Below are 12734 nucleotides of genomic sequence, written 5' to 3' on the forward strand. Positions count from 1 at the left end.
TTAGATTAAGTCCCGCTGGGTCGCTGTTTCCGCCTGCGCTTCTAGGCTTAAACCTTCGGTTTCATCGATAAAACGAATGACTTCATACAGGTAATCCAGCTTGCCCGTGGCGATATAGATTTGCTTCTCCGCATTGGGTCGTACTAAATAGCCGAGTTCGACTAAGCGTTTGAAGACTAATTTGATTTGCGCATCGCTGTTAGTGCTGGTTGAGCCAAATAAACGATATTGGCTGAGCTTGGCTAACTGCTCACGGAACGCCGGCGTGTCTTCGATACGGCTTTGCAGCTCGGTTAAACGCACGGGCGCACCTTCGCTCAGCGGCGCATCTTGGCCACTGGCTTCTTGCACTAATACCAACCATTCCACCAGCGGGATCAATGCCTGACAGATATCTTTAAACTGCGATGAAATCACTTTACGTTCGGCATCGCCTAACTGTAAGTAACCGCAGAAGAACACATCACCTTCGGCGGCAGACGCCACGGTACGGTTGATTTGATTGAGATAAGCTTCAACCCGCTCGCGGGTACTGCTATTTTTAAGGGCGCGCCAGCCTTCTTCATTGGTGGTGCGACAAATAAACTCGCCCTTGAGTAACAGCTCAATCAAAGCGCCAGTGCCAACTAATACGGTTTGGGTTGCATCACTCATTAGATGGTCTCCTTCGACAAACGCTTATTCAACATGTCGGCAATTGGGTTGACCTTAGGTTTTACCACCTGCAACTTCTTAGTTTGTTTGTTGATAATGTAACGGTTGGCGAACAAGTTCAGCACCTCAGACTCAGGGTTAGGGAAGGCGCCCAGCACACAAATATTGTTATTTTCGCAGGCGTCGAAAATCTTCTTCACGTTGGTATGGTGCAAAGTGCCCAACTCATCAATTGGCCAGTGAATGGTCACATCGGCGCGTCCACGCAGCAAGCGCGTGAATGCCAACAAGAACTTACACAAAATCAGATACGCCATACCATGGCTTGAGGATTCGTTAAGCTGTCTATCGGTGCGGATGATTAAGTCGCTGTTACCTTCTTTAAGGCGCAGCTCGATTTCCAGCAACTTGGAGATGCCCCCCGTTAACGCGGCACGGCCGATAATGTCTAAGGCGCGGCGCATGCTGTTGGTGTAATCCTCATCGGGCAAGCCATTAAAGCCATCGGCTTTCCAATGTTTAAAGGCTTTGACGAACTGTTCAAGCTCAGGCCAGAACTCTAACTCACTGATACGCGAACGAATACGTACAGCCGATTCAGACACGCCATCGAGGAATAACTCTTCGCCCACTTCGCGGGTAATGCGCGCACTTTGGGAGGCAATGCGGCGGTCGATATCGGCTAACACATCGTAGAAGGCGGTTAAATCGACGCCGAAAATCCGTCCTTGCTCACGCAGCGCAGTAATCGATTGCGGCACTATCACGTTCAGCAATTGCTCAAGCTGTGGCACTAACTTACGGTAATCCAGCAGGCGAATACCTTTATCGTTGATAAAGCTCGATTCTTCGCGGGCACGCTCCCAGGTTTCGGCAAGGCCCGAACCTGACTTGCTGGCGATCACTGAGTCGAAATGCTCTACATATTGCTTCACCGAACCCATCAGGTAATCGCGTTTTAGCAGCAAATCTTCACCTTGGCGCAGACGCTCGCCTAGGCTGCCTTGGGCTTCTTCGTTATTAGTCGGTAACTTAAGCTCGGCGAGTTTACGCATTACGGCACGTAACTTCGTTAAGTTTTCAGAAGCTTCAACCTGCGCCGCATCGGACGCTTTACGCTCGGTTTCAAGTTGTTGACGACGGGCCTTAACATCCTGAGTTTTCGCCTTAAGCTGTTGATCGATTTCCGATACCGCACGCTTCACATCGCTAAGCTGAGTTTGCAGTTTAGGTTTGCGCGCAAGCCAAGTGTGTTGATACCAATCGTCGAAGCGCAGTACGTCGCTGCGACGCTGTTCGGCGCGGCTGATTTTGGTTTCTAAATCACGAATTTGTTGCTTGAGTTTGAGGATATTATCCTCATCCACACCACGGGATTTAAGCTCGTTTTTGTACCAAGTCTCGCAGGCTTTCTGCTCGATTTTGGCACTTTCACGGCGCCCTTCAATGGTCGCTTTAATTTGGCCGAGTTGATTGTCGAGCGCGCCGATGACTTCCTGCCAATAGGCATTCTTTTCCATGCGCGCTTCAAGCGCTTGCTCTTTTTGATCTTCGAGCCAGAGTTCGTGCTGATGTTTAAGCTGTTTTAGCTCACCATCGAGTTGAGTTAGTCTTTGTCCCGCATGGGCTTTGCGCTCGCTCAATGCTTTGTTGATTTTCTCTTGCTCGCTGCGCTTTTCATCAAATAGGCGACGCAGATCGTCACGGCTATTTTTGTAAGCCGTGCGGGCAAAGGTCAGTTCACGGCTAAGATTATCCAACTCGCCATTAATGGCCACCAGCTGAGATTCGGCCTCGGCCTGCATTTCTTGGGCACTAGTGTGGGCTTCTTCGGCTTTGCTTAACCGAATACGCAGCTCTTGTTCGGAGGCGGCATATTCAGGCACATCGATCGCTTTAAGATCTAAATGCACGCCAAAGAAAGCTTCGCTCGATTCAGTCACTAAGCTTGGATGTAAATCAGTGCGATGCAGTAGTTCAGGCGCGATCACTTTCCCTAAACTTTGCTCCCAGCCTTGGGATTCTTTACGCAGAAACTCCAATAGGGTGTGGGATTGCGGGAACAGCATATGGTGCAGTTCATCCAATGCAGTTTGACGCTCGTTCACCCTTAAGGTGGCGATACGCAAGGCTTCGTTGGCTTGGTCACGTTTGGCTCTGAGCTTGCGTTCATCGCTGCTTAAGCGTTCAACCTTGGCATTGCAGCTTTCTTGTTCTTCGTCGGCGCGGTGAATACGCTCGTCGAAAATCGCGAGACTCAGCTTTTCTTCTTCGGTGTAAGTCACGCCATCAACACGCAATTTAAGCTCGGCGGCAGTGAGTTTGAATTGGTATTCCTGCTCGCTAAAGCTAGCCTTGCCCGCATCCATTTGGTTGCGCCATTGCAGCTCTAGGGCGTCAATATCGGTGCGCGCCACTTCACGTTGTTTATCGCGGGCTTCACGCTGCTTGTCTTGGTCGGCATGCAAACCTTCAAGCTCGCGGTTTAACTGCTCGCCAATCTTACTGCGACGAGCATTGTACGCCGCCTCAATGTCTTGGTGCTTCTCGGTTTGCAGCTTATGCCGTTCACTTAGGTTTTCAACATCGGTGCGCCAGTTCGGCAGCATCTCAAGATCGGCCTTGGCTTGTTCTATGTTGGCATCTAAAAAAGCAGCGTGCTGATCTTCAATGGCATCGAGCTCATACTCGCACTTTGCCACATCGCCCTTAGCTGCCGATAAATCGAGATTGAGCTCATCGCGTTGCTCTTTCCATTCATCGTCGAGCAATCTGAGTTTTAAATTCAGCTCTTTAGATAAGGTTTGCTGAATATCTTGACGATCGGCTTCTAAGGTTTCATCGTTGCGATAACCGCGAGACAGACTCGATAAACGCAGTTCGGCGCTGAGCAGTTGGTTAAATTCTTGCTCGAGTTTTTCAAATTCAGGACGAATAACTTCAAAGCCTTGGATAAGTTGGCTCTCACGGATCCACGCCTCAACGCGCTGCGGATTCAAACGTGAGCTGGGCGGATTAACCCCATCTTCCTCTAAAATGGCGGCGATCATGGATTTGACCGTCTCCATCTTGCCTTCTTTGGAGTGCACCGCTTTAGCGAGTTTTTCGATGTGGCGCAGGGAATGCTCGCCCTCACACAGGGCAAATTGGCGTGCATAACCGCGTAGTTCACTGCGGTTGCTGCCCGTGCTTAATAGGGTGCGATCGTTTTGAATAATGGCGCGATATTCACGGGTATTAAGCAAATTAGTGGTGGCGATGCCAGCACGTTTTAAATCACGGCCTAATTCCGCCATGGTGTGGCACAGAATAGTGTCGCCATTTTGCGATTTAATATAATCGCTTAGCTCAAAACCTTTGGCGATAAAACGATAGTTAACGCCCTTCCCATCGCCCGCAGAGGCCAACACGGCTTGATACAGTAAGCCATCGGCCTTTTGATATTCGTAAATGATGTAGCTTGAATCGTGTGGCAAATACCAACGCTCGAAACTGTCGCGGGTCGAAGGCACCACGCGGCTTGGGTATTCACCATAAAAAACAGGGACTAGACGTTGTAATGTCGTTTTACCCGAGGCGTTAGTACCACAAATGTTGGTATGACCATTGAGGGCGAGTTCCACCACGCCCGGAAGGTGCGTATCAATCAGCACAATACGAATCAAGCTTGCCATTTCATTCCTTATGCAAACAGGAGAGTCTTATCTAAGCTGCAGAAGCTTCTACACAAATAAGAGAAAACAATCCAAGAGGGCCAATGACGTTAAAATCGTCACTGTAAATAAACACTTTAAAAAAGTGACTAAAAAGTGATGTTAAAAATCGTGGCCTAAAAATAGTGCCCCTAAAATAAGGCAATCACAGTGTATTGGCAATTAAGCAGCGATGCACTAATGCCTTGGCTCACATCTCAGCCCATTGCTCAGCAAAAACATAACCCTATAGCTAGGCTCAAATCAAACGGCCAATGATACGACAACTTAGCCAAAATAGGCGGCTAACAAAGCGGCAATTAGCGCGATAAAAGGTAAATTCCAGCGGATTTATTCGAGACGCAGGCGTTCGGCAATCCGACTGTAGATCAGCATCATTTCCGCCAGCGATCCCACTTGCATGCCTTTCATCAAATTGGCACGGTGGATCTCAACCGTGCGCATGGCAATACAGAGACTATCGGCGATCTCTTGGTTCTTCAGGCCTTGGGCAATCAGGTTGAGTATTTCCCGCTCTCTTGGCGTGAGCGCTTGATAAGTCTCAAGATACTGATTGTCTTGATGATGCGCCTTGGTATGTTCCAACGCTTTGACGACCGCCTCGGCTAACTTAGCGCCATCGGCGGGTTTTTGGAAAAAATCCACCGCACCTAATTTAAGCGCATCTACCGCCATTGGCACATCGCCATGGCCAGTGAGATAAATCACCGCTAGCGGACTATTTTTTGCCACTAATTCAAGATGCAACTGCTGACCACTCAAACCCGGCATACGCACATCGACCAGCGCACAACCCGGTAGTGTTAAGTCAACTATGGTGAAAAAGGCTTCGGCACTATCAAAGTCGGTGATCTTAAGGCCATAACTTTCAAGCATAAAACGCAAAGAACGACGCACTGAGTCATCGTCATCGATTAAATACACTGGTAAGGCAAGACTCATTATTGTGCTCCATTGGGTTCAGGTTTACGCGGTATTGCCACCTGCGCTTGGCAACCGCCACCCATAGCGCTTTCTAGGCTAAACGTCCCACCATGGCTCTCGGCAATATCACGGCAAATCACTAAGCCTAAACCTAACCCCTCTGATTTAGTGGAATAAAATGCTTGCATCAGCAGACTGGTCTCTTCGGTTAACCCAGTGCCATTATCTGTGACTGTCAGCAAGAGTGTGCATTCTTGATAGCGAAGATCGATATCGATCGTGGGTATGTATGGCTTTTGCGTGATGCTCTGTTCGGTGCCACTGGATTCAAGCTCTAACCGCTGAACGCAGGCGTCAAAGGCATTTTTCAGCAAGTTAAGCAACAACTGCTGCATGCCAACTTCATCGAGGGACTGTAAATAGGGTTCACCATTCACATTGACGGCAAGGTTTATCTGATGTTGTTCAAACTCATAGGCGAGCAGCGGCACAGTATCATTGACCAACTCATGCAAATACAAAGGCTGTTTCGACACAGGTCGCTTCTTCAATAAATTACGTAAGCGACTGATAATATTGTCGGCACGTGTGACTTCCTGCTGGATCAGCGCCAATACAGATTGCAACTCCTCAGGGCTAGTCCCCCGCTGTAATCGCACTTCGGCGCCATGACAATAATGGCCAATCGCCGCCAAAGGTTGATTGAGTTCATGGGAGAGACTCGCGCCAAGCTCACCCGCGATAGCAATACGCTGTGCATGTTCCAGTAACGCACGGTTTTCATTGAGCTGACGCTGAGTGTTAATCAACTCACGGCCGCGGCGACTAAAGCGGTATTCAAGCCAAAAATGATACACATTGAGTAAAACCAAAATCCCCAAAACAAGCCAAGCCCATTGTTGACGTAGCTTGATCCACTGCCACGCCCTTTGCCACCATGGTGCCTGCAAAGGATGCATATCGAGATCTTTAAGCAGTTGATCGATCGCAAGCTGACTCACGGCCGTGGTCCAGCCCGCAGAATCGGCAGACTTAGCGGCGAGATGATCTTCGGGCAGCGCCAGCAAAGCTTGAGTCACACTTTTAGCCAGAGACTGGGAAGCGCGATTGGTCTTTGCCATAGACCAGTTGGGATAAAGGTGGGTCGAGACTTGGCAATTAAATCCCGCAGGCGCTTGATTATCGAGCACTCGATAATGGGCGATGTTAATAAGACCTTCCGTTTGCATCTGCTCAAGCTGACACACAGGCACGACAGCCGCATCCAGTCGATTATCTTTCGCCGCATCATCACCACTTTTTTGATCATCTAACTGATAAATCAAGTTATCTAGCGGGAACCCCAGCGGAATAATCTCACCCACAAAGCGAGGCAAATCTATGCCCTTTAGCTGCGCTTCGTACACTAAGGTCAAGTAACCACCAAAGGCATTTTTCGATACGATCCCGAGTCGACGTCCCTTAAGATCACTTAAGGTGTGATAGGGTGAATCGGCGCGCACCACCAGCGCCGAACCCACTTGCATTGCCGCGCCATTATTTAACGGGCTACGCAGGGTCGCCAACCAAGTGAGAGAATATTGCCGTGCCAGTAACACAGATTGCCCTGGGTTGGTGATCACAAAATCGAGCCCTTGGGTTTCAACGCCCTTAGCGAGCTCATCGAGGGTGAGAGGATGTAACCTAAAGTAACTGTTGGGAATTTTGGTTTCGAGCCACCCCATCAAAGGTTGCCAGCGGTTGATGGTTGCCTTATAACCGCGGATGGCTAACACGCCAACATCGACTACTTGATAACTGGGCTCTTCAATAGCAACTTGAGCAACAACCTCAGGGTCAGTTAATCCCGAATGCGCACTTTGATTCAGTGGCTCCGCAGCAAACACCTTAACTGAAGCCAGCAAACATAGGAATAACACTGCGTTCCTTGGCTTTTTTCTCGGTATTGCCACGGAATGTGGAGTGCTCAGAATCGATAACGGCCACTTGACCGATAGAGCTAAGCGAAACACCGTTTTCATCATCCTCAATAACATGAAGTGCAATCCTTTATCCCCAGTCACTCAAACTAAAATCAAGTCCAACTCAAGCTAAGAAAAGGCCAAACTCAAGTAACAAAAAATAAAACCCTAGCATTTTGAAGGCTATTCTAACGGATATTTGTTGCGCTAGATCAAACCCACGCCTGATATGTGGAAAACCACTATAGTTATGCCGCCTCCCCTTTTACAGAATGCCTGTAAACCTCGCCATAAACCTTAACTCTAGGTCTATGAGCCAGTTTATTCGCCATCTGCAAGTAGTGAAGGAAATCTGTATGGACAAGAGTAAACGTCAGTTTCTCGGCAAAATGGCCAGCGTCAGTGTTGGCGCCGCACTCATCCCTGTCGTGCAAGTGTATGCACAGGATGATAAGCGCAGCCCTCAAATGCACAGTGCCAGCGAAGGCCAAGTGGGTAAACGTTACGGTATGGTAATTGACTTGCGCCGCTGTGTGGGCTGCCAAGCCTGTACCGTCGCTTGCACTATCGAGAATCAACCGCCCCTCGGGCAATTTCGCACCACAGTGCAGCAGTATGAAGTCTCGCAGCAGGAAGATACCACTCCGCCTGCGTTTTTAATGCTACCAAGACTTTGTAATCACTGCGAAAACCCGCCCTGCATCCCAGTTTGTCCTACGGGCGCGACCTTCCAGCGCAAGGACGGCATAGTGGTCGTCAACAATGAATGGTGTGTTGGTTGTGGCTATTGCGTGCAAGCCTGCCCCTATGATGCGCGCTTTATCAACCACGACACCAATACCGCCGACAAATGTACCTTCTGCGCCCACAGGTTAGATGCAGGGTTACTGCCCGCCTGTGTCGAAACCTGCGTAGGAGAAGCCCGTGTGATTGGCGATCTAAATAATCCCAACAGCCAGATAAGCCAACTGCTCGCCACCAACAAAACCGATATCAAGGTGCTCAAACCGACGGCCAACACTGCGCCACGGGTGTTCTACATCGGCATGAGCAGCGCTTTTGAGGACAAGATTAGCGGCCAAGCCCCCGTTAGAACCTTACTTACCGATACTGGCGAGGAGATCCACCATGGTCATTAAAGAAATCTTTACCCCAGATATCGCTATTACTTGGCTACCTTGGGCAGTGCAATACTTTTTTATGATGGGGCTCGCCTACGCCAGCGTATGGGTAGCGACAATACACTTGTTTAGCCAACCCAAACCCGATGACAGATTGCTGAAGCTCTGCGCCTGTTTAATGTTAACCGCGGGCATAGTCGCTCCTATCGCCTTACTCGCCGATTTACACCAACCGCTGCGGGCTTGGCATTTTTATGCGCAAGTTCGCCCTGATTCTTGGATGTGGTATGGCGCCTTTTTACTGCCCGTATTCTCGGGCACCAGCGCAGTGTTTGCTTGGCTGCTACTGCGTCAATATCTGCCTAAGCGCACCACGAATCAAGACTCCGATTGGGTGAATAAAATAGGCCAATTATTGAGATTCGGTGATTGGAACAGTGACAAATTCATCAAGCCGATCGCACTGATCACGGCCCTGAGTGCCTGCAGTATTGCCCTCTACACTGGCATGGAAACCATGGCCATTAAGGCGCGGCCACTGTGGCATACCTATTGGCTGCCACCTTTGATGGCAATGAGTGCCCTGCTCGCCGCCTGCGGCACTTTGGTGGTACTGAATCGACTATTAAAGGGCTACCAACAGCGCACCCAAGACAGCCTATTACTCTGGGTAAGAGCAAGTTTTGGTCTATTCGCCCTATGCCTTATCGGCTGGGCGTTATTCGATAAGGGCTCGGCCCCTGAAGCCGCATTATTGCTTGAAACCAGCCCAAGCTGGCAACTTGCTGCAATCTGGGTACTGGTCACACTCGCCGTGCTGGCACTGATGCTCGCCATTCGTCACTTACCCAATGTGGCAATGCTCGTCGTCAGCCTCACAGCTATTCATCTCGCGTGGGGGTTTCGCTGGATAGTGCTAATTCAAGCGCAAACCGATCCTAAATACGGCGCAGGGACTTATCTCTATCAACTGCCTTGGGGACCCGAAGGGCTATTAGGCATAGCCGGTACCTTCGGCCTCTGGTTAACATTAATGGCGCTGGTCTCCGAACTTATTCGCCACACGCCTGCGGCAAAACTTGCTCGCTGAGCACCCAAATAGTTTACAGAATTAAGGAGTCCATCATGGATAAGAGTAAACGTCGTTTTATCAAAGGGGCCGCTGTAACGGGTGGTGTGGGATTATTTGCTGCGGGTTATAGCCATACATTAGCGCAAATAGGAAAAGGTGTCGTCAATGATACCTCAGGAAAACCAACCCAAGATCCGCTGCATGGCAATTCCTTAGCACCTGAATACAAAGTCGATTTACAGTCAGGTCAGTTAATCAGCAATGACTATCAACGCATCGCCAATACTATGTGCTTAGGTTGCTGGACCAAATGCGGCGTGCGCGCTCGTATCGATCAAAAAACCGATAAAATCATCCGTATCAGCGGTAATCCTTATCATCCGTTGTCATCGCGGGAACATATCGATTTCGATACACCGATCAAAACCGCCTTTGTTGGGCTTAGCGCCTTTCAAGAACAGGGTCTACAAGGACGTTCCACCGCCTGCGCCCGTGGTAATGCCATGCTAGAACAATTAGATAGCCCACATCGCGTTACCCAATGTCTTAAACGCGTGGGTAAGCGCGGCAGTGGCCAATGGCAGAGCATTAGCTTTGAGCAATTGCTGAATGAAGTCGTCGAAGGTGGTGATTTATTTGGTGAGGGCCAAGTCGAAGGCTTAAGAGCGATTCGTGATATCGCCACGTCGCTCGATACCAATAATCCAGAATACGGCCCTAAGGCCAACCAGTTACTGGTCTCAAACGCATCAGATGAAGGCCGCGATGCCATTATCAAACGCTTCACCTTCAACAGCTTTGGCACGCGCAACTTTGCCAACCACGGCGCTTACTGTGGATTTACCTACCGTGCTGGAGCGGGCGCTTTATTGGATGATTTGAAAAAATACGCCCACTTAAAACCCGATTGGGACCATAGTGAATTTTTACTCTTTATCGGCACTTCACCGCAGCAATCGGGCAATCCCTTTAAACGCCAAGCAAGACAATTGGCTAACGCGCGGGTGAATAACACCAATTTCAGTTATGTGGTGGTGTCGCCCATGCTACCCAATACCTCGAATCAACCTTGCGCGGGTAACAATACTTGGCTGCCGATCCGCCCCGCCACCGACTCGGCACTCGCCATGGGCATGTTGCGCTGGATTATCGATAACCAGCGCTACGCCGCCGATTTTTTGAGTGCGCCCAATGTCGATGCCGCAAAAGCATCAGGTTACCGTGGCTTCAGTAACGCAGGTTTCTTGATCGTCAGCGAATCGACCCATCCAAGATATGGCCAATATCTCTTTGCCAGCGATCTTGGCTTACCTTTCGAGGGTAAAGCCTACGGCGAGCAAGACTCGCAGTTGGTTGTCGATGCCGCGAGTGGCAAGATAGTTTTGGCGAGCCAAAGCCTGAAAGCCAAGCTCGACGTTGACCAAAACGTCGACACACCTAAGGGGGTGATTGCGGTTAAATCTAGCTTCCAGCTATTAAGCGAAGCGGCGCAGAGCTTCGAGATGGCACACTATGCCAAGGAATGCGATATCAGCGAGGCGCAAATTATCGCCCTTGCGGATAAATTTACCAGCCATGGCACTAAGGCTGCGGTGATCTCCCACGGCGGTACAATGAGCGCTAATGGTTTTTATAGCGCGTGGGCAATCATGATGCTCAACGCCATGATAGGTAACATCAATTTAAAAGGTGGCGCATTAGCTTCCGGCGGTTCCTTTCCCGCCTTTGGTAAAGGCCCAAGGTATAATCTGCAGGAGTTTGACGGCATGGTCGAGCCTAAGGGCGTATTCCTATCGCGATCTAAATTCCCCTACGAGAAAACCTCAGAGTATCGCCGTAAAGTCGAAGCGGGCGAATCGCCTTATCCTGCAAAGGAGCCTTGGTTTCCGATTTCATCGCCCTTGCTTGGCGAACATTTAACGGCGGCGGTGCACGGTTATCCCTATCGACTCAAAGCATGGATTAACCACATGGGCAATCCGATTTATGGTCAAGCGGGCCTAGGTGAAGCCATTGGTGAACAACTGAAAGATCCCAAAGTGCTACCACTGTTTATCAGTATCGACAGCTTTATTAACGAAACCTCGGCGCTATCGGATTATATCGTGCCCGACACATTAACGTATGAGTCTTGGGGTTGGAGCCCTTCGTGGCATGGGACTCTGACGAAGGAAACGACAGGTCGCTGGCCGATTGTCGAACCAAGGGTCACAAAGATGGCCAGTGGTGATGTGGTGTGCATGGAGTCTTTCTTAAGCCAAGTGGCAATAAAACTCGCACTACCCGGCTTTGGCGAAAATGCCGTTAAGGCCGCCGATGGCAGCTTACATCCGTTAACGCGCGCAGCGGATTACTCACTTTACGGCGCCGCTAACGTGGCCTATTTGGGTAAAGCCGTCGCCGATATCAACGCTGAGGACATGTATCTTAGCGGTGTGAGTCGTATCCAAAGTGAGCTTAACGCCAGACTCAAGCCAGATGAAGTCAAAAAAGTTAGCTACTTATTTGCCCGCGGCGGCCGCTTTGAAAATATGAGCGGTGCACGGGATGAAGTGGGGAATCCAACCAAGGTTTGGCCAAAACCTATGATGCTGTGGAATCCCGAAGTGGGCAGTCGCCGTAACAGTCTCACAGGGGAATTTATGAGTGGCTGTCCACGCTTATATCAACCCGCCTTAGCCAATGGCACACCGCTTGATAAGGCATTTAATAAATCACAATGGCCTTTGCTGATCAGTAGTTACAAATCCCACACCATGAGCTCTATGAGTATTGGCTCGGATCGTTTGCGCCAAGTGCACCCTAATAATCCGGTGCGGCTGAACGAGAAGACCGCCAGTCGCCTTGGGATCAGCACAGGTGACACGGTCAAGATCAGCACGCCCAACGGCAGCGTGATAGCCTTAGTGGAATGTGTTGCCGGAGTGCACCCTGACTGCATCGCTATCGAACACGGTTATGGCCATAAGGAACTCGGCGCGCGGGACGTAGTGATCGACAATCTTAAAATCGCCGCCAATCCGCTGATCCGAGTCGGCATCAATATGAACGACTTGAATCTGTTTGATCCGAGTCGCCACGGCCGCTACCCGCTGGTGGATTGGGCAAGTGGCGCTTCGGCCAGACAAGGGCTACCAGCTAAGATTGAAAAACTAAGCTAACCGCCGAGCATAGATGACACTTAAGAAGCTGCCCTTTGGCAGCTTTTTCTTTAGCGTTAATTCAATCTGATTAAGTCTAATCGCATCATTAATGCTTTCTAGCTATGCCTATTCGCGAATAAACCGAG

Annotated in this window: 7 protein-coding genes; 3 read left to right on the plus strand and 4 right to left on the minus strand. The window is 49.9% G+C overall.

Annotation, left to right across the window (positions count from 1 at the left end):
- The 4 genes from HQQ92_RS18465 to HQQ92_RS18480 form a co-directional block, all read right to left on the minus strand.
- On the minus strand, window positions 1–654 hold the full coding sequence (locus HQQ92_RS18465; protein ID WP_011790751.1) for a hypothetical protein: 654 nt from the start codon (window positions 652–654) through the stop codon (window positions 1–3).
- Window positions 654–4328: an ATP-binding protein gene (locus HQQ92_RS18470; RefSeq protein WP_173247509.1), complete on the minus strand. Its 3675-nt coding sequence runs from the start codon at window positions 4326–4328 to the stop codon at window positions 654–656. The genes HQQ92_RS18465 and HQQ92_RS18470 overlap by 1 nt, the downstream gene beginning before the upstream one ends.
- 369 nt (window positions 4329–4697) lie before the next feature.
- Window positions 4698–5309 carry a response regulator transcription factor gene (locus HQQ92_RS18475; protein ID WP_168827647.1) on the minus strand — a complete coding sequence of 204 codons (612 nt, stop codon included), beginning with the start codon at window positions 5307–5309 and terminating at the stop codon, window positions 4698–4700.
- The gene (locus HQQ92_RS18480) at window positions 5309–7327 is read right to left on the minus strand and encodes a sensor histidine kinase (RefSeq protein WP_173247512.1); all 2019 of its coding nucleotides are present in this window, start codon (window positions 7325–7327) and stop codon (window positions 5309–5311) included. Before HQQ92_RS18480 ends, HQQ92_RS18475 begins: the two co-directional genes overlap by 1 nt.
- 281 nt (window positions 7328–7608) lie before the next feature.
- On the opposite strand from HQQ92_RS18480, the gene dsrO reads away from it, so the two are divergent.
- From dsrO to HQQ92_RS18495, 3 genes are read left to right on the plus strand one after another with little or no spacing between them, the layout of a single operon-like run.
- Window positions 7609–8391 (plus strand): sulfate reduction electron transfer complex DsrMKJOP subunit DsrO, encoded by a 783-nt coding sequence (dsrO, locus tag HQQ92_RS18485; protein ID WP_105250251.1) that lies wholly within the window; start codon window positions 7609–7611, stop codon window positions 8389–8391.
- Window positions 8381–9463 (plus strand): NrfD/PsrC family molybdoenzyme membrane anchor subunit, encoded by a 1083-nt coding sequence (gene nrfD, locus HQQ92_RS18490; protein ID WP_173247515.1) that lies wholly within the window; start codon window positions 8381–8383, stop codon window positions 9461–9463. Before dsrO ends, nrfD begins: the two co-directional genes overlap by 11 nt.
- A 35-nt stretch (window positions 9464–9498) precedes the next feature.
- Window positions 9499–12606 (plus strand): tetrathionate reductase subunit A, encoded by a 3108-nt coding sequence (locus HQQ92_RS18495; RefSeq protein WP_173247518.1) that lies wholly within the window; start codon window positions 9499–9501, stop codon window positions 12604–12606.
- Window positions 12607–12734 lie beyond the last annotated feature (128 nt).

It is taken from the genome of Shewanella sp. DC2-4, assembly GCF_013248875.1.
Taxonomy (GTDB): Bacteria; Pseudomonadota; Gammaproteobacteria; order Enterobacterales; family Shewanellaceae; genus Shewanella; species Shewanella oncorhynchi.